A 19,536-nucleotide genomic window follows, 5' to 3' on the forward strand; every position below is an offset into this window, starting at 1 on the left:
GTACCCCGCGCCGTTTAGCGGCGCCGGGGGAGGAGTCCGCTCATGAGCCCCAAGCGCCCCCTACCCGAGGTGGATCGCGTAGCCGCATCCCGTGCCGCCGTGGCAGCCCGCCGCGCGCGCGCCGCGGTGAAGGCCGATATTGCCGCCGGAAAGCGTCGCCCGCTGGAGGTCCTCGCGGCCGCCACGGCCGAGCCCGAGGGCATCGAGGGTCGCCTGCGGATCACCGATTTCCTGCTGTCGATCCCCGCGATTGGGCGCACCAAGCTGGGCCGGATCCTGGAGGAGCTGCAGATTTCCCCGGCCAAGCGCCTGGGTGGTCTTGGCCGCCACCAGCGCGTGCGCCTCGAGGAGTTCCTGCACAACCGCGAGGCGGCTACCCGTCCCGGCGGCAGCCGCCTGATCGTGGTGGCCGGCCCCACCGCGGTGGGTAAGGGCACCGTGGTGAGCTATATCCAGGAGCACTATCCGCAGATCCAGCTCTCCGTCTCGGCCACCACGCGCGAGCCCCGCCCGGGCGAGACCCACGGTGTTGACTATTATTTTGTGGACGATGCCGAGTTTGACTCGCTGATCGAAAACCGGCAGCTGCTGGAATATGCCACCGTGCATAAGGTGCACCGCTATGGCACGCCGCGCGGACCCATCGACGAGGCCCTGGCCCGCGGCACCAGCGTGATCCTGGAGATCGATATCCAGGGCGCACGCCAGGTCAAGGAGATCATGCCCGAGGCCACCCTGGTCTTCCTGCTCCCGCCGAGCTGGGACGAATTGGTGCGCCGCCTCGTGGGCCGCGGCACCGAATCGCCCGAGGAACAGCAGCGCCGCCTGGACACCGCCCAGACCGAAATGGCGGCCCAGGATGAATTTGATTTCCGGATTATCAACGCAGATGTCGCCGAAGCGGCGGCCGAGGTCGTAGACTTGATTCAGGTCCGCGGTTCCGGGTCGCGTTCGGTCGCGCCCGCAGAATCGAACTAAACGCTTTTTCCCGCTGCGCCCGCACCGGCAGCTTCTTCTTTAACACCGCACTACAAACACACGAGGAGTGTGACACCACATGGTTGAAAAGCCCAAGGGAATCATCGATCCTTCCATCGATGACCTTCTCACCAAGGTCGAGTCCAAGTACGCCCTGGTCATCTTCGCGTCCAAGCGCGCCCGCCAGATCAACGACTATTACTCCGACCTGCACGAGGGCTCGCTGTTTGACAACGTGGGCCCCCTGGTGGACTCGAGCGTCGAGGATAAGCCCCTCTCGATCGCCATGCACGAGATCAACGAGGATAAGCTGACGATCAAGCCGATCGCCGAATAAGTCCCACACCGATGGCCGATTCTTTGAATATTGTTGTCGGTGTAACGGGCGGCATCGCTGCATATAAGGCAGTTGGTGTCGTCCGTTTTTTGGTGCGCGCGGGACATCACGTTCAGGTGATCGCCACCGAACACGCGCTGCGCTTCGTGGGGGCCCCCACCTGGGAGGCCATCTCCCGTAATCCGCTGGGCGCCGATCTCTATACCGATGTATCCGAGGTGCGGCACGTGGCCCTGGGCCAGCGCGCCGATCTGGTGATCATCGCCCCGGCCACCGCCAATACCCTGGCCAAGCTCGCGGCGGGCATCGCCGATGACCTGCTGGGCAATACCGTACTGGCCACCCGCGCCCCCGTATTACTCGCCCCGGCGATGCATACCGAGATGTGGGAAAACGCCGCGACGCGCGCCAATCTGGCCACGCTGCGCGGCCGCGGATTCCACGTCGTGGGCCCCGCGGTGGGTCAGCTCACCGGAACCGATTCGGGCGCCGGCCGCCTGAGCGAGCCCGAGGAGATCGTGGCCGCCGGGCTGGCCCTGGTGCAGTCCGCGCGGGACCTGGCCGGGCGCCGTATCCTGATCACCGCGGGCGGCACGCGCGAACCGCTGGACCCGGTGCGCTATCTGGGCAATCGTTCCAGCGGCAAGCAGGGCATCGCCCTGGCCGAGGCCGCGTGTGCGCGCGGGGCCGAGGTGAGCCTGATCGCGGCGAGCGTGGACGAGGCCCTGCCCACCCATGTGCGCTCGCGCAGCGTGGGCACCGCCGCCGAGCTCGCCGAGGCCGTGCACGAGGAACTGCCCGCCACCGAGATTGTGATCATGGCCGCCGCGGTGGCCGATTATCGCCCGGTCCGCGTGAGCGAAACCAAGATTAAAAAGGAGGACCGGGGCGATACCCTCACCCTGGAACTCGAAAAGAATCCCGATATTCTGGCGAGCCTTCCGCCGCTCGCCACCCCGGGGCAGATCATCGTGGGTTTTGCCGCGGAGACCGCGCGCGACCGCGCCCATCTTCTGGAGCTGGGCCGGGCCAAGCTCGCCCGCAAGGACTGCGATTATCTCTGCCTGAACGTGGTGGGCTGGTCGGATGGCTTCGGCGCCGACCATAACACCGTGATCATGATCGATCGCGCGGGCGAGATCCGCGCGGAGGCCACGGGCTCCAAGCGCGAGGTGGCCGATGCCATCCTCGACGTGCTGCTCGCGCATCCGCGTCCCACGCCGTAACCTGCGCTCTCCCGGTGGCCCGCGCCGGCCACCGGGAACCGCGGAACCATGCGGCCGGCCCGGGTGATCTGCCCGCCACAACCAATACTCTCCGTCATCTTTCGACCCGGCGGGGTATTCGGCGGCGCACTGTCCGGGGCCGCGGCTAGGATGGGAGGGTCCCGCGGGGGAGTAGTCCCCGGGGCCAGGCAATACCGCGAACCCAGATAATCTCGCAGCACCTTTGAGGAGTCACAACTTGACCAATCTTCGTCTTTTCACGTCCGAATCCGTCACCGAGGGCCACCCGGATAAGATCTGCGATCAGATCTCCGATGCCATCCTCGACTCGCTCCTCGCGCAGGATCCGCAGGCCCGCGTGGCCGTGGAAACCCTCGTGACCACGGGCCTGGTCCAGGTGGCCGGGGAGGTCACCACCACCGCCTATGCCGAGATCCCGGCCATCGTGCGCGATGTGGTGCTGGGCATCGGCTATAACAGCTCCGATGCCGGCTTTGACGGCGCCTCCTGCGGCGTGAACGTCTCTATCGGTGCGCAGTCTCCCGATATCGCCCAGGGCGTGGACAGCGCCTTTGAGACCCGCGAGGGCTCCTCCGTGGACGCACTCGACCTCCAGGGCGCGGGCGATCAGGGCATCATGTTTGGCTTTGCCACCACCGAAACCCCGCAGCTCATGCCGCTTCCGAGCTGGATTTCGCACCGCCTCGCCGAGCGCCTCGCCGAGGTGCGCAAGAGCGGCGAACTCGACTACCTGCGCCCGGATGGCAAAACCCAGGTCACAATCGGCTATGACGGCATCGTGCCGCGCAGCGTGGAAACGGTGGTGCTATCCACCCAGCACCAGGACGACGTGACCACCGAAAAGCTGCGCCGCGAGGTGGCCGAGGTGGTCATCCGGCCCGTGCTGGAGGGGCTCGACCTGGATATCTCCAACCTGAACACCCTGATCAACCCTACCGGTCGTTTTGTCACCGGCGGTCCGATGGGTGACGCCGGGCTCACCGGCCGCAAGATCATCATCGATACCTATGGTGGGGCCTCGCGCCACGGCGGCGGCGCATTCTCCGGGAAGGACCCGTCGAAGGTGGACCGTTCGGCCGCCTATGCGATGCGCTGGGTGGCCAAAAATGCCGTGGCCGCGGGTTTCGCCGATAAGCTTGAGGTGCAGGTGGCCTATGCCATCGGCAAGGCGCACCCGGTGGGGCTCTATGTGGAAACCTTCGGGACCGCCCATATCCCCGAGGAGCGCATCGTCTCGGCGATCCGCGAGGTTTTTGACCTGCGCCCGGGCGCGATTGTGCGCGATCTGGACCTGCTGCGCCCCATCTACCGCCAGACCGCCAGCTACGGCCATTTTGGCCGCGAGCTGCCCGATTTCACGTGGGAGAACCTCGACCGCGTTGAGGACCTGCGTTCGGCCGCCGGCGAGTAAATGCCCACCGCCCGCATTGCACGGGTGCTGATCGATTCGCCCCTGCCCCAGCTTGACCACCTATTCGATTACCGCATCCCCGAGGAGCTGGCCGCCACGGCCCTGCCCGGGGTGCGTGTGGTCGTTCCGTGGCGATCCTCGGGGCGGGGAGCGAAGGGTTTTATCGTGGAGGTCGCCGACCGCGGTGACTATACCGGCGCGCTGAGCGACCTGGGCGAGGTGGTTTCTCCCGCGCAGGTGCTCAGCCCCGAGGTATGGGCGCTTGCGCGTCGGGCGGCCGATCGCGCGGCGGGCAATGCCAGCGGCATCCTGCGCCTGGCCGTGCCGGCACGTCAGGTGCGCGTGGAAAAGGCGTGGCTCGCCGAACGCGCCGCGGCCGCGAGCGAGGCGGAGGCCGAGGGCGATCCCTGGGTGGCCGCGGCGGGGGAGGCGCGCACGGTGGCCGATCCGGCCGATCCCTGGGCCCCCGGCGGGGAGGAACCCGCGGAGGCCGACGTATCCGCGGCCGAGCCCGCCCGCGCTCCCGCGACCCGAATTACCGGCTATCCCGATGCCGTGCCCGATCTGATCGCCGCCCACGGCCGGCTGGCACTCGATGCCCTGCCCGGTGTGATGGATGCCGCCGATCGACGCCCGATCGGCCGCTGGGCGCTCACGCTCGCCCAGCTCGCCGCCGAGCGCCTCGCGGCGGGGGAGTCCAGCATCATTGTGCTCCCCGATTATCGCGACCTGGAGCAGGTGGAGCTGGCCGCCCGGGATCTGGTACCCGCAACCGCCGTGATCCGCCTCGACGCAAAGCAGTCCAATCCCGATCGATACCGCGCATTTCTGGCCGCGCTTGAGCCCACCCCGCGCATCATCATCGGCAATCGCTCGGCCGTCTATGCCCCGGCCCATAACCTCGGCCTGATCATCGTCTGGAACGACGGCGACGCCCTGCACGCCGAACCCCTCGCGCCCTATGTGCACGCGCGCGATGCGGCGCTGCTGCGCCAGGATCTCTCCGGCTGTGCGCTGGTGCTCGCCGCCCATGCCCGCAGCGTCGAGGCCCAGCGGCTTGTGGAACTCGGCTTCCTGCACGCACTCTCGCCCGAGCCGCGGCAGCGCCCCAAAATTATCGTGACCGCGCACCAGGACCTGGGTGATGGCCCCGCCGCGGCCGCGCGCATCCCCTCGCCCGCATGGCGCGCGATCGCCGAGGCCGTGCGCTCCGGCCCGGTGCTGGTGCAGGTGGCGCGCCCGGGCTATGCCCCGATGCTCTCCTGTAAGCGCTGTTCCGAGGCGGCGCGCTGTACCGCGTGCCACGGCCCCCTGGGCATCCCCGCGCGCGGGGCCACCCCCGCCTGTACCCTGTGTGGCCATCTCGCGGGCGACTGGGTATGCACCCACTGCGAGGGCACCGAGTTCCGGCTGGTCACCCGCGGCAGCGGCCGCACCGCCGAGGAACTGGGCCGCGCGTTCCCCGCCACCGCCGTGATCGTGGCCGATGGCGAAAAAACCGTACTCACGGTCCCCGATAAGCCCGCGCTGATCGTGGCCACCCGCGGGGCCGAGCCGCTCGCGCGCGGCGGCTATCACGCCGTGCTGCTGCTGGACGGTGACCGCATGTTGGGGGCCGAATCCCTTACGATCGCCGAGGACTGCCTGCGCTGGTGGTCCCAGGCCGCCGCCCTCGCCGCGCCCGGGGCCCCCGTGCTCCTGGTGGGAGTGACCGGGGCGCTGGCGCACGCATTTGCCACCTGGAACCAGGCCGAGTTCGCCGGGGCGGAACTCGCCGACCGGCGCGCCCTGCGCTTTCCCCCGGCCGTGCGCCTGGCCACCATCACGGGCGAGGAATCCGCGGTGAGCGAGGTATTGGCGGGCCTGGACACGCTTCCGGCCAGCGATCGCCTGGGCCCCGTCCGGGTGGACGGCGATGCCCGCGCGGTGGTCCGTTTTGATTATCGCGACGGCCAGCGCATCGCCGAGGAACTGAAGGCCGCCGTGATCGGCTATGCCAGTAGGAGGCGAAGCCCGCAGGCGGGTGCGCGCGGCTTCCGCCCGGCCCCTACACTTAAGGTTCGGTTTGACGACCCCGAAATTCAGCTCTAAGAAAGTACAGACCCCGTGAAAATCATCTTTGCCGGCACACCCGAGGTGGCCCTACCCAGCCTGGAGGCTCTCCTCGGCGGCGATCACGACGTCATCCGGGTCCTCAGCCGGCCCGATGCCCCGCTCGGCCGCAAGCGCGTCCTGACCCCGTCTCCCGTGGCTGCGCTGGCCCAGGAGCGCGGCATTCCCGTGAGCAAGGCCACCCGCCTGGACGGCGAGGTGGCGCGGGAACTGGCCGAGCTTGATGCCGATCTGGGCGTGGTCGTGGCCTATGGCGGGCTGATCCGCGAGCCGCTGCTGAGCGCACCGCGCCTGGGCTGGATCAACCTTCACTTCTCGCTGCTGCCCGCCTGGCGCGGGGCCGCCCCGGTGCAGCACTCCCTGATCCACGGCGATACCGTGACCGGCGCCGATGTTTTTCAGCTGGTGGCGGCGCTGGACGCGGGGGAGATCCTCGGCGAGCTGACCCACCAGATCCACCCCGATGCCACCGCCGGGGACCTCCTGGCGGAGCTTGCGGTCTCCGGGGCCGAACTGCTGGCCCGCGTGGTGGACGAACTCGCGGCGGGAACCGCGCGGCCGCGCCCGCAGGAGGGCGAACCCACCCTGGCCGGCAAGCTCGGCCTGGAGGACGGCGCACTGCACTTTGGCCTGCCCGGCCGGGAGGTCTATAACCGCTTCCGCGGGGTCACCCCCGAGCCCGGCGCCCATACCCTCGTGGACGGCGTGCGGATGAAGATCCTGGAGGCGCGCCTGCATCCCGAGGTATCGCTGGAACCCGGCGCGATTCGTTTTCTGAATAAAAAAGTACTCGTGGGCTGCGCCGAGGGCGCGCTCGAACTGATCCGGGTCCAGCCCAGCGGTCGTCCCGGCATGAACGCCGGCGACTGGTGGCGCGGGCTCGGCACCAACCCCGAACCGGAGGCCCAGCGATGAGCACCACAGATCCCCACTCGTCCTCCGGCCCGCGCCGCGCCACGCGCGATGGGCACCGCGATAATCGTCCAGCGCGGCGCAGCGATCACGAGGCCGCGCGCCGCGGCGATGCCCCCGGCCGCGGCGAGGGTTCGCGCCCGGGCCGCGCCGCCGCCCGCGCGGGTGATGCCGTGCAGCCCGCGCGCCGCGTGGCCTTTGACGTCCTCACAGCGGTGCGTCACGATGACGCCTATGCCAACCTGCTGCTGCCCACCGCGATCCGTCGCGCGGGCCTGAATACCGCCGATGCCGGCCTGGCCACCGAGCTCTGTTATGGCAGCCTGCGCATGCGCGGCTATTATGACCGCGTGATCGAGCTGGCCTCGGGTCGCCCCGTGGGCGAGATCGACGAGGCCATCCTGGATGTGCTGCGCCTCGGCGTGCACCAGCTGCTGGCCACGCGCGTCGCGAGCCATGCCGCGGTTAACGAATCGGTATCGCTCGCGCGCGAGGTGGGCTCGCGCTCGGCCACCGGCTTTGTCAACGGCGTGCTGCGCGGGATCACCCGCACCGAACCCGAGGTCTGGCGCGAGAAGGTGGCCGCGGCCGCCTCGGGCGAGGACGACCGCCTGAGTGCGCTCTATTCCCACCCCACCTGGATCGTGCGTGCCCTGCGCCAGGCGCTGCGCGCCGAGGGCCGCGTGGAGGAGCTGGAGGAGCTGCTGGCCGCGGATAATATCGCGCCCGCCGTGACCTATATTGCCCTTCCCGGCCAGGCCGAGCGCCCCGCCGAGGGCGAACCCACCGCATATTCCCCGCTCGGTTTCCACCTCGGGGGCGGCGATCCCGAGGCCGTGATTCGTGCTGCCCGCGGCCTGATCCGGGTGCAGGACGAGGGCTCGCAGCTCGCGGCCCTGGCCCTGAGCCGCGCCCGCGCGGTGACCCCGGGGGAGAGCTGGCAGGATCTGTGTGCCGGCCCCGGCGGTAAGGCCGTCCTGCTGGGTGCCGAGGCGCTCGCCTCGGGGGCCACGCTTGTGGCCAATGAGGTGGTTCCGGCCCGCGCCGAGCTGGTGCGCAAGGCCCTCGCCGTGCTGCCCGAGCCGATCGAGGTGCGGGAGGGGGACGCCCGCATCTGGGGCGAGCTCTACCCGCACAGCGCCGATCGTATCCTCGTGGATGCCCCGTGCACCGGGCTGGGGGCGCTGCGCCGCCGCCCCGAGGCGCGCTGGCGAAAAACCGCGAAGGACCTCGCCGATCTGGGGGTCATCCAGGCCGATCTGTTCCAGTCGGCCCTCGGGGCGCTGCGCCCGGGCGGCATCCTCGCCTATGTCACCTGTTCCCCGCATATCGCCGAGACCCGCGGCGTGGTGAGCGAGGGCCTGCGCCGACACCCCGAGATTGAGCTGCTGGATACCGTGGGCATCCTGGAATCGCTGACCGATTCCCCGCTGGATCTGGGTGAGGGTCTGCGCCACGGCTCGGGCAGCACCGTGCAGCTGTGGCCGCACCGCCACGGCACCGACGCGATGTTTATCGCGCTTCTGCACCGTCCTGCCTAGCGACCGCGCGGAGGGGTGCATTTAAGCGCGCCTCCGCCTGTGGTCAGGCCACATCTGCCACACTGGGAGTATCCCCGAGAGAAAGCGGAACCGATGACCCAGCCCCACCCCCGGTATCGCCTGGTTATTGCCGCCGCGGCCCTCGCGCTGCTCACGCTCTCCGGCTGCTCCGCGCTCGGCCCGGGGGAGAGCGGCCCCGAGCGCAATGACGTGGGGGAGATCGTGACCGCGGGGAAGGCCGATATCTTCGCGCTTCAGGTGGGGGACTGCCTGAATAATGTGGAAAACGGCCAGACCACCAATGCCGATGCCGTGCCCTGCTCCACGGAACACGACCTCGAGGTATTTTCCCTCCATACGATCACCGCGGATGATTTTGATCCCGCGATCGAGGGCTATCCGGGCGATGACCGGGTGGCCACGCTCTCCCGCGATGTCTGTACGGCGGGTTTCACCGAGTTCATCGGCGTGCCCCCCGAGGGTGCGGAGCACTCCTATTTTGTGTTCTCTCCCACGATGGAGAGCTGGATGCGGATGAATGATCGCATCATCGCGTGCACCGCCCATAACAACAGCGGCAAAACCACCGGCACCCTCGCCGGGATCGGCCGCTAGGGCGCACATCCGTGCAGCCGGCCGGGTGCCGGATTCGCCGGGCGCGATGCTCGCCCTAAACTGGGTGGCATGACAGTCAGGATCAACCCGAGCATTCTTGCCGCGGATTTTGTAAACCTTCAGCGCGACCTCGAGGTTATCGCCTCGGCCGACCTCGTCCACGTGGACGTCATGGATAATCACTTTGTCCCGAACCTCACGTTTGGGCCGCAGATGGTGGGTCGCATCCAGGATGTCTCGCCGATTCCGCTCGACGTGCACCTGATGATCTCCGATGCCGACCGCACCGCGCCGGAATATGCCGAGCTTGGTGCCGCCTCGGTCACGTTCCACGCCGAGGCCGCGACCGACCCGGTGGCACTCGCCCGCCGGCTGCGGGAGATCGGCGCGCGCGCCGGAATCGCCCTGAAGCCCGGCACCGCCGTGGAGCCCTATCTGGAACTGATGGACGAGTTTGACCAGATCCTGATCATGACGGTGGAGCCCGGATTTGGCGGCCAGTCGTTTATGCCCGAGACCATGCCCAAGCTCACGCTGCTTGCCGCCGAGGCGCGCCGCCGCGGCAGCGATATCTGGCTGCAGGTGGATGGTGGTATCAACGAGTCCACGATCTCCCAGGCCGCCGAGGCCGGGGCCAATACCTTTGTGGCCGGTTCCGCCGTATTTGGCAAGGATAACCCGGCGCTTGCAATCGCCGAGCTGCGCGCGAGCGCGCAGGCCCATAGCCACTAATTCCCCGCATTAGCACCGGCCGGACCCGCACCGCGGGCCCGGCCGGTGCTCTTCTCATTGCCGCGCCGACCCCGCTACCCGACAGGTATGCCTCTATTTTTGGCCTCCGCCCCGCCGCGAAATCCGCGATAAACCAGGATGGGTCACGCATTAACTCTGTCCGTACTCAGCATTTAGCACACAGCACCAAAGGAAATATCGTGAATCGCTTCTCCATTCCCACCCGCCTCGCCTCGCTTGCCCTCGGGCTGGGGATGGGCCTCACCCTCATCGGGTGCACCACCGCGCCCGCCGTGCGCGATAACGCCGGACAGGTTGTGGAGTCCGGAATCACGGACGTATTCGCGATTAAGATCGGCGATTGCATGGACGAGCAGACCGGAGCCACCGAGGTCTCCGATGTTCCCACGGTTCCCTGCGGCGACCCCCACGACGAGGAGGTCTTTGGCGAGTTCACCGTGGACGGTAATGACTTCCCGGGCGATGACGAGATGTCGGAGATTGCGTTTAACGGATGTGTTGACCGTTTTAACGATTTTATCGGCCTCTCCTATGAGGAATCCGGGCTCGATTTTTATCCCCTGACCCCGACCTCCACCGGCTGGACCATGCAGAACGACCGCACCATCAACTGCGTGGCCTATGACCCCTCGGCCAAGACCACAGGCAGCCTCGCGGGCGCCGCGCGCTAGCCACCCGCGACAACCTCCGGCCCGTTCCCCGCCACCGCGCGGGGAACGGGCCGGTTTTTTGTCCAGCTACCCCGAAATATTGCGCATAATTCCCGATTATGCCGCCGATGGTACTTCACCACCCCGCGACCTAGTACCCTGAGAGCGTGAAGAGTTTCGACACCCTATTTTCCGAGTTGAGCCAGAAGGCCATCGACCGACCCGAGGGCTCCCTCACCGTCGCCGAGCTGGACCGTGGCATCCACGGAATCGGCAAGAAGATCGTGGAGGAGGCCGCCGAGGTATGGATGGCCGCCGAGTTCCAGTCCAATGACGAGGCCGCCGAGGAGATCTCGCAGCTGCTCTACCACCTGCAGGTCATGATGATCGCCAAGGGACTTTCCCTGGAGGACGTGTACCGACATCTGTGAAGCGCCCGCGCTTCCCGCTGTTCCCCACGCTTTTGATCACTAGACCCCGTTAGGGCACCCATCATGCTTCGTATCGCCATTCCCAATAAGGGCTCACTGTCCGAAACCGCCACCCTCATGTTGTCCGAGGCCGGCTATGCCACGCGCCGCGACCCGAAGGAACTGCACCTTCTCGACGCCGATAACGACGTGGAGTTCTTTTTCCTGCGCCCCCGCGATATCGCCACCTATGTGGGCTCGGGCGCGCTGGATGTGGGCATCACCGGCCGCGATCTGCTCCTGGACTCCGGTTCGGAGGCCATCGAGGTGGAGCCGCTGAACTTCGGAGACTCCACGTTCCGCTTCGCCGGCCCCTCCGGTAAATACTCCACGCTTGCCGATCTTGAGGGTGTGCGCGTGGCCACGAGCTATCCGGGGCTGGTCCGCGATTTCCTCGCCGGACACGGCGTGACCGCGGTGCTGGTAAACCTCGACGGCGCCGTGGAATCCGCGGTGCAGCTCGGCGTGGCCGATGCCGTGGCCGATGTGGTATCCACGGGGGCCACCCTGCGCAAGGCCGGGCTGGACATCTTTGGTCCCGTGATCCTGGACTCCACCGCGGTGCTGATCCGTTCACACGAGGAAAAGCCGGGCCTGGCCACGCTGCGCCGCCGGCTCGAGGGCGTTCAGGTCGCCCGCCAGTACGTGATGATGGACTATGACCTGCCGCTGGAGCTGCTGGATCGGGCCACCGCGATTGCCGGCGGACGCCAGTCGCCCACGGTCTCGCCGCTGCGCGATCCCGAGTGGGTTGCCGTGCGGGTCATGGTGCCCAAGCGCCGCACCGCCAAGATCATGGACGCGCTCTACGAGATTGGCGCGCGCGCCATCCTGGTCAGCGCCATTCACGCCGCGCGCCTCTAGGGGAGGGTCATCATGACGCTAGCAACCCGTGTGATTCCCTGTCTCGACGTGGCCGCCGGCCGCGTGGTGAAGGGTGTGAATTTTCAGAATCTGCGCGATCAGGGTGATCCCGTGGAACTTGCGGCCAATTATGCCGCCCAGGGCGCCGATGAGATCACGTTCCTGGATGTCACCGCGACCGTGGATGGCCGCGCGACCACCTATGACGTGGTCACCCGCACCGCCGAGCAGGTTTTTGTGCCGCTCACGGTGGGGGGCGGCGTGCGCAGTACCGAGGACGTCGCGCGCCTGCTGGGCTGCGGCGCGGATAAAATCGGCGTGAATAGCGCTGCCATCGCGCGCCCCGATCTGATCGGCGAGATCGCCGACCGCTTTGGCGCGCAGGTGGTGGTTCTCTCGCTGGATATCTGCCGCGATCCCGGTGCCCCCTCGGGCTTTGTGGTGACCACCCACGGCGGCCGCGAGAAGACCCAGCTGGATGCGGCGCTCTGGGCCCGCGAGGCGATTAACCGCGGGGCCGGCGAGCTCCTGGTCAACTCGATCGACGCCGATGGCACTAAGGACGGCTTTGACCTCGAATTGATCACGCTCATGCGTTCGCTCAGCACCGTGCCCGTGATCGCCTCGGGCGGCGCGGGCGAGCTGGAGCATTTTGCGCCCGCCGTGCTGGCGGGGGCCGATGCGGTCCTGGCCGCGAGCGTATTCCACTCGGGTTATCTCACGATCGACGCCGTGAAATCCGAGATGGCCCGCGCGGGAATCCCGGTGCGCTCATGAGCGGCCTCGCCCCGCTGGATATCTCCAGCCCCGAGGCCGCGGTGGCCTCGGTGAGTTTTGATGAAAACGGTCTGGCCCCGGCGATCATCCAGGAGCGTGGCACGGGCCGCGTCCTGATGCTCGGCTATGTAAACGCCGAGGCGCTGCGCCGCACCCTCACCGAGGGACGGGTCACGTTCTGGTCGCGCTCGCGCCGCGAGTATTGGCGCAAGGGAGATACCTCCGGACACGCCCAGTACGTTCAGTCGGTGGCCGTAGACTGCGATGCCGATACCCTCCTGATCGAGGTGATCCAGGTGGGCGCCGCGTGCCATACCGGGGCCCACTCCTGCTTTGATGAACGCGATATTCCCGCGGTCATCGGCGAGCTGCCCGCCTAGTTTTCCACCTCCGCCGAGTCTCGGGAGAAAAAATGAGTAACAGCATGTCCGGAACCACCACCCGCGCGGCGTTTAACGCCCTCAGTGCCGCGGGGGAGCACCGCGTGGTTCCGGTGGCCCGGGAGATCTTCGCCGATGGCGAGACCCCGGTGGGGATCTATCGCAAGCTTGCCGATGGCACCCCCGGGAGCTTCCTGCTGGAATCCGCCGAGCAGGGCGGCATCTGGTCGCGATTCTCCTTTATCGGCGTCTCGGCCTTTGGAGTTCTCACCGAGGCCGAGGGGCGCACCCGCTGGCTCGACTACGGCCTCAGCGCCGAGCGCGCGCTGGGTGCCGACGCCCCGGACGCCCCGCTGGACGCGGTGGCGGCCTTTCACGAGCGCTGGGCCGGACCGCGGATCGAGGGCTTTGCGCCGCTGACCGGTGGCCTCGTGGGATATATCGGCTGGGAGGCAATCCGGCAGATCGAGAATCTCCCCAATGTGCCCCCGCGCGAGATCGGCGTGCCCGATCAGGCGCTGAGCTTTGTGGAATCCCTCGCCGTCTGCGACCATCGCTCCGCCACGGTGCGGCTGATCGTAAACGTGCTCCTGGACACGGAGGAGGACGGCGATATCCGCTGGGCGCGCGCGCAGGAGCAGCTGGACCGGATGCAAACGGCGCTGGCCCGCCCCTCCGAGGCGTTCCTCTCCGAGGCGGACTTCTCCCTCCATGCGGAGCCTACCCACCGCACGCAGGAGCAGGACTACCTGGACGCCGTGGTGGCCTCCAAGGAGTTCATTCGCGCGGGCGATATCTTCCAGGTGGTGGTCTCGCAGCGCTTTGACCTGGCCTGCCACGCCGAGCCCGTGGACGTCTACCGGGTATTGCGGGCGCTCAACCCCAGCCCCTATATGTATCTATTTATGCTCGAGGACGCGGACGGGCGACCGTTCTCGGTGGTGGGCTCCTCGCCCGAGGCGCTGGTAAAGGCCGAGCGCGGCCACCTGATCACGCATCCCATCGCCGGCTCCCGGCCGCGCGGCACCACCCCCGAGCGTGATGCCGAACTCGCCGCGGAACTCCTGGCCGATGAGAAGGAGCGCGCCGAGCACCTGATGCTTGTGGACCTCTCGCGTAATGACCTGGCCAAGGTATGCGAGCCGGGCACGGTGGAGGTCACCGAGTTCATGCGAATCGAGAACTTCAGCCATATCATGCACCTGGTTTCCTCGGTGGAGGGCACCCTCCGCGCGGATGCCAGCCCCGTGGATATCTTCCGTGCCACGTTCCCCGCGGGCACCCTCTCGGGCGCACCCAAGCCGCGCGCACTCGAGATTATCGACGCCCTGGAGCCCGCTCAGCGCGGCGTCTACGGCGGAGTTGTGGGCTATTTTGGCCTCTCCGGGGATACCGACCTGGCCATCGCGATCCGCACCGCCACGATCGTGGACGGCGTGGCCCATGTGCAGGCCGGGGGTGGCCTCGTCGCCGATTCCTCCCCGCGGCTAGAGTTTGAGGAGAGCCAAAATAAGGCCGCCGCCCCGCTGCGCGCCGTGGCGATCGCCAACGCAATGACAAGGATTTCATGACCGACCCCACCCCCGATACCGCCGCGGACACGCAGCCCACCGCGGAGGCGGAGCGCGCCCGCCGCGGAAGGCGCGGGAAAAACCGCTCGCTCCTGCTGCTCGTGGCCGCCGGGGCACTCTCGCTGCTGTCCTGGACCCAGTCCTGGAGCACGGTCATCATCACGATGCCCAGCGGGGGAGAGCAGACGCTGGCAATCGATGGTTCCGTCGCGGCACCCGCACTCACCGCCCTCTCGCTCTCGCTCCTGGCCCTCGTGGCCGCGCTGGCCATCGCCGGGCGCGGATTCCGCCTGATCCTCGGCGTGCTCGCGATTGTGCTGGGCCTGTGTATTGCGCTGGAATCGGTGCTGTCGATGACGGATCCGGGGGCCGCCGCCGCGGCCGCGATCACCGCCGCCACCGGGATCGCCGGGAGCGCCTCGGTGCATGCCGTTATCGTCTCGGCCGCGTCCTCTGCCTGGCCGTTCCTGGCCCTGGCCGGCGCCGTGCTCGCAGTCCTGGGCGGGGCCCTCATCCTCGCCACCGCGCGCAACTGGCCCGGATCCTCCCGCAAATACCAGACCGTGACCCCGCGCCTCGCGGTGGATCCCGAGTCCACCCCGGATGCCATCGACAGCTGGGATGACCTCAGCCGCGGCGATGACCCCACCCGGCTCCCGGGCGACCGCTAACCTTCCCGTTCCCCGCCCACGCCCACCGGCTCACCCCGTGCGCGCGTGGGTTTCCACTTCGGACCCCGCCACCCGATAGACTGGCGTGGCCCATTCGTTTAAGGAGTTTCATGAGCACCGACATTTCAGATCCCGGCCACGGCCACTCGCCCGCTGCCTGGGCCGCCGTCATCGTGATGCTGGTCGCATTCACCATCGGCACCGTCGCCTTCTGGTTGGACACCGCCTGGCTGGTCTGGGCCTCGGCCGGCCTGCTGGTGGTTGGCGCGCTTCTCGGCTGGATCCTCGCCAAGGCGGGCTGGGGCGTTGCCGGCCCCAAGTACGTCGCCAAGAGCCACTAGATCATGCTGAGCGATCTTATGGCGGGCGCCGCGGCGGACGCCCTCGATCGTGAACGCAATCGTCCGCTGGAGCAGGTCAGGGCCGAGGCCCTGGCCCGCCCGGCGGCCATTGACGCCCTCGCGGCGCTTGCCCCGGCCGATCACGTTAAGATCATCGCCGAGGTAAAGCGCGCGAGCCCGTCCCGCGGCGACCTCGCCGAGATCCGCGATCCCGCCCAGCTGGCCGTGTCCTATCAGGCCGGCGGCGCGAGCACCATCAGCGTGCTCACCGAGGGTCGCAAGTTTAAGGGCTCCCTGGCCGACCTCGAGGAGGTTCGGCGCTCGGTATCCCTGCCGGTACTGCGGAAAGACTTCATCTCCACGCCGTATCAGGTCTACGAGGCCCGCGCCGCCGGTGCCGACCTCGTGCTTCTTATCGTTGCGGCCCTGGACGATGCCACGCTGGCCTCGCTCTATGCGCTGATCACCGACCTCGGCATGACCGCGCTCGTGGAAACCCACAGCGAGGAGGAGCTGCATCGTGCGCTCTCCCTCGGCGCCCAGCTGGTTGGCGTGAACGCCCGCAACCTGTCCACCTTCCAACTCGATCGTGACCTGTTCGGCACGCTCGCACCGCAGATCCCGGCCGGCGTTATTCGCGTGGCCGAATCCGCGGTGCTCTCGCCCGAGGACGTGCGACACTATCGCGCCGCGGGTGCCGACGTGGTCCTGATCGGCGAGGCCTTGGTCACCGGCGACCCGGTAGCCACCCTCGGCGAATACTTGGCGGTATAACCCACACATGGCACTACGCACCGAAACCGGTCCCTATTTTGGCGCCTTCGGTGGGCGATTTGTTCCCGAATCGCTCATCGCCGCGCTTGACGAACTCACCGCGGAGTGGGAGGTGGCCCGGCATGACGACGCGTTTAACGCCGAGCTGAACGGCCTCCTGCGCGATTATGTGGGGCGTCCCTCGATCATCACGGAGGTGCCGCGCTTTGCCGAGCACGCCGGCGGGGCCCGGATCATCCTGAAGCGCGAGGATCTGAACCACACCGGTTCCCATAAGATCAATAACGCCCTCGGCCAGGCGCTGCTCACCAAGCGCATCGGCAAGACCCGGGTCATCGCCGAGACCGGCGCGGGCCAGCACGGCGTGGCCACCGCCACCGCCGCTGCCCTCTTTGGCCTGGACTGCGTGATCTATATGGGCGAGGTGGATACCGAGCGCCAGGCGCTGAACGTGGCCCGCATGCGCCTCCTCGGTGCGGAGGTCATCCCGGTGAAAACCGGTTCGCGCACCCTGAAGGACGCGATTAACGACGCGATGCGCGACTGGGTCACCAATGTGGAGACCACTAACTATATTTTTGGCACCGTGGCCGGGCCGCACCCGTTCCCGGCAATGGTCCGCGATCTGCAGAAGATCATCGGCGAGGAGGCCCGCGCGCAGGTGCTGGAACTCACCGGCAAACTGCCCGATGCCGTGACCGCGTGTGTGGGTGGTGGCTCCAATGCCATCGGCATCTTCCACGCCTTCCTCGACGATCTCGACGTGGCGCTCTATGGCTTTGAGGCCGCCGGGGACGGCGCCGAAACGCCGCGCCATGCCGCGACCATCACCAAGGGTCGCCCGGGCGTCCTGCACGGCGCCCGTTCCTATCTGCTGCAGGATGAGGACGGCCAGACCATCGAGTCGCACTCGATCTCCGCGGGGCTGGACTATCCCGGCGTGGGGCCCGAGCACTCCTGGCTCGCGGACCTCAACCGCGCCCACTATCTGCCGGTCACCGATGACGAGGCGATGCAGGCCTTCCGCCTGCTCAGCCGCACCGAGGGCATCATCCCCGCAATCGAATCGGCCCACGCCCTGGCCGGCACGCTCCGGCTCGGCCGCGAGCTGGGCCCGGATGCCCTGATCCTCGTGAGCCTGTCCGGCCGCGGCGATAAGGACATGGAAACCGCCGGTCGCTATTTTGATCTGATCGACGAGGGAGCAACCCAGTCATGACCGCTATCAGCACCGTGGCCTCGGCCATCGCCGCGCAGAAGGCCGCCGGAACCGGCGCTCTGATCGGCTATCTGCCGGTGGGCTTCCCCGATTTTCAGACCAGCGTGGACGCCGCAGTGGCCCTCGCTGAAAACGGCGTGGACATCATCGAGCTGGGCCTGCCCTATTCGGACCCCGTGATGGATGGCGCCGCGATTCAGGCAGCCACCCAGGTGGCGCTGGCGGGCGGCTTCCGCCTGAGCCACGCCTTTGACGCGGTGGCCGCGATCCGCGCCCGCGTGGATGTCCCCGTGCTGCTCATGACCTATTGGAACCCCGTGATCCAATACGGCGTGGAGCGCTTTGCGCGCGATCTGGCCGCCGCCGGGGGAGCCGGGCTGATTACGCCCGACCTGATTCCGGATGAGGCCGCCGACTGGCTCGCCGCCTCGGATAACGCCGGCCTGGACCGGGTATTTTTGGCCGCACCCAGTTCCAGCGATGAGCGCCTGGTCACGGCCAGCACGCTGAGCCGCGGCTTTGTGTATACCGTCTCCACGATGGGCATCACCGGTGCCCGCGGCGAGATGGACAGCGCCGCGCGCGAACTCACCGCCCGCCTGCGCCGCGCGGGCGATAATTTCGCCTGCGTGGGCCTCGGAATCTCCACCCCCGAGCATGTGCGCGATGTGCTGTCCTATGCCGATGGTGCGATCGTGGGCTCGGCCCTGGTCAGCGCCCTCGCCTCGGGCGGCGTGGAGGCCGTGGCACAAAAGGCCGCCGAATTGGCCACCGGCAAGACCCCTTCGAACTAGTATTGTGTGCGCGCAGATTTCGCGCAGATTAGAAAGGCGTGACGCCAGGTGATTTCACTGAGCATCCCCAGCCCCGACGTGAACTCGTTCTCGATCGGTCCCATTCCCATCTACTTCTATGCCCTGTGCATCATGGTGGGCATCATTGCCGCCGGGTTCCTCGTGAACCGGCGCCTGACCCGCTGGGGGGCGGAGCCGGGCGTGGTGCTCGATATGATCCTGTGCGCGGTGCCCCTGGGCATCATCGGTGCGCGCATCTTCCACGTCGCCACCCACCCCAACGATTATTTCTATGAGGGCGCCAACCTGCTGAACGTCTTTAACATCCGCGAGGGTGGCATCGCGATCTTCGGTGCGCTGCTGGGTGGCGCCGTGGGTGCGTGGCTGGGCTGCAAGTGGACCAAGCTGCGGTTCTGGACGTTTGCGGACGCCCTGGCCCCCGCGCTGCTGCTCGCGCAGGCCTTTGGCCGCGTGGGCAACTACTTCAACCAGGAGCTCTTTGGCACGCCCACCACGCTGCCCTGGGGCCTGGAGATCGACGCCAATAACCCCGCCTGGCCCCTCGGGCTGCCCGCGGGCACGCTCTTCCACCCCACGTTCCTCTACGAGGCGCTGTGGAACCTGCTGGGCGTGGTTGTCCTCCTCTGGCTGGGTAAGAAGCTCACGCTGCAGTGGGGCAAGCTCTTTGGCGTGTATCTCATCTGGTATGGCGCGGGCCGCATGGTCTGGGAGTCGATTCGCATCGACCCGAGCGAGATTTTCTGGGGAATTCGGGTAAATGTTTGGGCCGCAATGCTCGCCGTGCTGGTGGGAATTGTCCTGATCATCGTCCAGAACCGTCGCCATAAGGGCCTCGAGCCCTCGCCGTACCGCCCCGGATATGAATGGAAGAGCCCCCAGTCTGGAGTAGGATCTTCTCACACCGACGTGGAGTACGTAGACACCAGTGCTCCCGCGGTCGCGGCAACGGCGCCGACTGTTCCTTCGGCCACAAGCACGAACGGCTCACCCTCCTAACCCTCCCGGGTTAGCCACACCCATACAAACGGTAAATTGGCCCGGGCCAGGTTTAGACCTGCCCCGGGCCAATGGCGTCCCACCGACCTCCCCTTAACCTCT

At 67.7% G+C, this 19,536-nt stretch carries 21 protein-coding genes; all 21 read left to right on the top strand.

Features of this window, described 5'->3' with window-relative positions; translation table 11 throughout:
- Positions 1–42 precede the first annotated feature (42 nt).
- The 21 genes from gmk (at position 43) to lgt (ending at position 19,434) form a co-directional block, all read left to right on the top strand.
- Complete coding sequence (gene gmk, locus KXZ72_RS02600; protein WP_226082181.1) at positions 43–978, top strand: guanylate kinase; 936 nt, start codon at positions 43–45, stop codon at positions 976–978.
- Between the two features lie 79 nt (positions 979–1,057).
- Complete coding sequence (rpoZ, locus tag KXZ72_RS02605; RefSeq protein WP_226082182.1) at positions 1,058–1,315, top strand: DNA-directed RNA polymerase subunit omega; 258 nt, start codon at positions 1,058–1,060, stop codon at positions 1,313–1,315.
- 23 nt (positions 1,316–1,338) lie between these two features.
- The gene (coaBC, locus tag KXZ72_RS02610) at positions 1,339–2,541 is read left to right on the top strand and encodes a bifunctional phosphopantothenoylcysteine decarboxylase/phosphopantothenate--cysteine ligase CoaBC (RefSeq protein WP_226083397.1); all 1,203 of its coding nucleotides are present in this window, start codon (positions 1,339–1,341) and stop codon (positions 2,539–2,541) included.
- A 238-nt stretch (positions 2,542–2,779) separates the two neighbouring features.
- Positions 2,780–3,973 (top strand): methionine adenosyltransferase, encoded by a 1,194-nt coding sequence (gene metK, locus KXZ72_RS02615; protein WP_226082183.1) that lies wholly within the window; start codon positions 2,780–2,782, stop codon positions 3,971–3,973.
- A complete protein-coding gene (locus KXZ72_RS02620) occupies positions 3,974–6,064 on the top strand; it encodes a primosomal protein N' family DNA-binding protein (RefSeq protein WP_226082184.1) in 2,091 nt (696 codons plus the stop codon).
- 15 nt (positions 6,065–6,079) lie between these two features.
- Positions 6,080–7,000: a methionyl-tRNA formyltransferase gene (gene fmt, locus KXZ72_RS02625; protein ID WP_226082185.1), complete on the top strand. Its 921-nt coding sequence runs from the start codon at positions 6,080–6,082 to the stop codon at positions 6,998–7,000.
- Positions 6,997–8,538 carry an RsmB/NOP family class I SAM-dependent RNA methyltransferase gene (locus KXZ72_RS02630; protein WP_226082186.1) on the top strand — a complete coding sequence of 514 codons (1,542 nt, stop codon included), beginning with the start codon at positions 6,997–6,999 and terminating at the stop codon, positions 8,536–8,538. Before fmt ends, KXZ72_RS02630 begins: the two co-directional genes overlap by 4 nt.
- A 93-nt stretch (positions 8,539–8,631) precedes the next feature.
- Positions 8,632–9,153: a septum formation family protein gene (locus KXZ72_RS02635; protein ID WP_226082187.1), complete on the top strand. Its 522-nt coding sequence runs from the start codon at positions 8,632–8,634 to the stop codon at positions 9,151–9,153.
- A 69-nt stretch (positions 9,154–9,222) separates the two neighbouring features.
- Entirely contained in the window at positions 9,223–9,885 is a 663-nt protein-coding gene (rpe, locus tag KXZ72_RS02640) for a ribulose-phosphate 3-epimerase (protein WP_226082188.1), read from the top strand.
- A gap of 200 nt (positions 9,886–10,085) precedes the next feature.
- The gene (locus KXZ72_RS02645; protein WP_226082189.1) at positions 10,086–10,577 is read left to right on the top strand and encodes a septum formation family protein; all 492 of its coding nucleotides are present in this window, start codon (positions 10,086–10,088) and stop codon (positions 10,575–10,577) included.
- Between the two features lie 146 nt (positions 10,578–10,723).
- Positions 10,724–10,987 carry a phosphoribosyl-ATP diphosphatase gene (locus KXZ72_RS02650; protein ID WP_226082190.1) on the top strand — a complete coding sequence of 88 codons (264 nt, stop codon included), beginning with the start codon at positions 10,724–10,726 and terminating at the stop codon, positions 10,985–10,987.
- Positions 10,988–11,050: 63 nt separating this feature from the next.
- A complete protein-coding gene (hisG, locus tag KXZ72_RS02655) occupies positions 11,051–11,890 on the top strand; it encodes an ATP phosphoribosyltransferase (RefSeq protein ID WP_226082191.1) in 840 nt (279 codons plus the stop codon).
- 12 nt (positions 11,891–11,902) lie between these two features.
- Positions 11,903–12,667 (top strand): imidazole glycerol phosphate synthase subunit HisF, encoded by a 765-nt coding sequence (hisF, locus tag KXZ72_RS02660; RefSeq protein WP_226082192.1) that lies wholly within the window; start codon positions 11,903–11,905, stop codon positions 12,665–12,667.
- Positions 12,664–13,047, top strand: a complete 384-nt coding sequence (hisI, locus tag KXZ72_RS02665; RefSeq protein ID WP_226082193.1) for a phosphoribosyl-AMP cyclohydrolase — start codon at positions 12,664–12,666, stop codon at positions 13,045–13,047. Before hisF ends, hisI begins: the two co-directional genes overlap by 4 nt.
- A 32-nt stretch (positions 13,048–13,079) precedes the next feature.
- On the top strand, positions 13,080–14,618 hold the full coding sequence (locus KXZ72_RS02670) for an anthranilate synthase component I (RefSeq protein ID WP_226082194.1): 1,539 nt from the start codon (positions 13,080–13,082) through the stop codon (positions 14,616–14,618).
- A complete protein-coding gene (locus tag KXZ72_RS02675) occupies positions 14,615–15,289 on the top strand; it encodes a Trp biosynthesis-associated membrane protein (protein ID WP_226082195.1) in 675 nt (224 codons plus the stop codon). Before KXZ72_RS02670 ends, KXZ72_RS02675 begins: the two co-directional genes overlap by 4 nt.
- Positions 15,290–15,399: 110 nt before the next feature.
- Positions 15,400–15,630 carry a DUF6704 family protein gene (locus tag KXZ72_RS02680; protein ID WP_226082196.1) on the top strand — a complete coding sequence of 77 codons (231 nt, stop codon included), beginning with the start codon at positions 15,400–15,402 and terminating at the stop codon, positions 15,628–15,630.
- Between the two features lie 3 nt (positions 15,631–15,633).
- The gene (gene trpC, locus KXZ72_RS02685) at positions 15,634–16,404 is read left to right on the top strand and encodes an indole-3-glycerol phosphate synthase TrpC (protein WP_226082197.1); all 771 of its coding nucleotides are present in this window, start codon (positions 15,634–15,636) and stop codon (positions 16,402–16,404) included.
- Between the two features lie 7 nt (positions 16,405–16,411).
- On the top strand, positions 16,412–17,623 hold the full coding sequence (trpB, locus tag KXZ72_RS02690; protein ID WP_226082198.1) for a tryptophan synthase subunit beta: 1,212 nt from the start codon (positions 16,412–16,414) through the stop codon (positions 17,621–17,623).
- Entirely contained in the window at positions 17,620–18,417 is a 798-nt protein-coding gene (trpA, locus tag KXZ72_RS02695; RefSeq protein WP_226082199.1) for a tryptophan synthase subunit alpha, read from the top strand. Before trpB ends, trpA begins: the two co-directional genes overlap by 4 nt.
- 57 nt (positions 18,418–18,474) lie before the next feature.
- A complete protein-coding gene (lgt, locus tag KXZ72_RS02700) occupies positions 18,475–19,434 on the top strand; it encodes a prolipoprotein diacylglyceryl transferase (RefSeq protein ID WP_226083398.1) in 960 nt (319 codons plus the stop codon).
- Positions 19,435–19,536: the final 102 nt, after the last annotated feature.

This window comes from Mycetocola spongiae (assembly GCF_020424085.1).
Lineage (GTDB): Bacteria > Actinomycetota > Actinomycetes > Actinomycetales > Microbacteriaceae > Mycetocola > Mycetocola spongiae.

Coding starts and splice junctions, on each gene's coding strand:
- KXZ72_RS02675 (WP_226082195.1), top strand. CDS start 14,615: ATGACCGACCCCACCCCCGATACCGCCGCGGACACGCAGCCCACCGCG.
- hisF (WP_226082192.1), top strand. CDS start 11,903: ATGACGCTAGCAACCCGTGTGATTCCCTGTCTCGACGTGGCCGCCGGC.
- KXZ72_RS02635 (WP_226082187.1), top strand. CDS start 8,632: ATGACCCAGCCCCACCCCCGGTATCGCCTGGTTATTGCCGCCGCGGCC.
- hisI (WP_226082193.1), top strand. CDS start 12,664: ATGAGCGGCCTCGCCCCGCTGGATATCTCCAGCCCCGAGGCCGCGGTG.
- hisG (WP_226082191.1), top strand. CDS start 11,051: ATGCTTCGTATCGCCATTCCCAATAAGGGCTCACTGTCCGAAACCGCC.
- KXZ72_RS02680 (WP_226082196.1), top strand. CDS start 15,400: ATGAGCACCGACATTTCAGATCCCGGCCACGGCCACTCGCCCGCTGCC.
- trpB (WP_226082198.1), top strand. CDS start 16,412: ATGGCACTACGCACCGAAACCGGTCCCTATTTTGGCGCCTTCGGTGGG.
- KXZ72_RS02630 (WP_226082186.1), top strand. CDS start 6,997: ATGAGCACCACAGATCCCCACTCGTCCTCCGGCCCGCGCCGCGCCACG.
- trpC (WP_226082197.1), top strand. CDS start 15,634: ATGCTGAGCGATCTTATGGCGGGCGCCGCGGCGGACGCCCTCGATCGT.
- gmk (WP_226082181.1), top strand. CDS start 43: ATGAGCCCCAAGCGCCCCCTACCCGAGGTGGATCGCGTAGCCGCATCC.
- KXZ72_RS02620 (WP_226082184.1), top strand. CDS start 3,974: ATGCCCACCGCCCGCATTGCACGGGTGCTGATCGATTCGCCCCTGCCC.
- rpe (WP_226082188.1), top strand. CDS start 9,223: ATGACAGTCAGGATCAACCCGAGCATTCTTGCCGCGGATTTTGTAAAC.
- rpoZ (WP_226082182.1), top strand. CDS start 1,058: ATGGTTGAAAAGCCCAAGGGAATCATCGATCCTTCCATCGATGACCTT.
- trpA (WP_226082199.1), top strand. CDS start 17,620: ATGACCGCTATCAGCACCGTGGCCTCGGCCATCGCCGCGCAGAAGGCC.
- KXZ72_RS02670 (WP_226082194.1), top strand. CDS start 13,080: ATGAGTAACAGCATGTCCGGAACCACCACCCGCGCGGCGTTTAACGCC.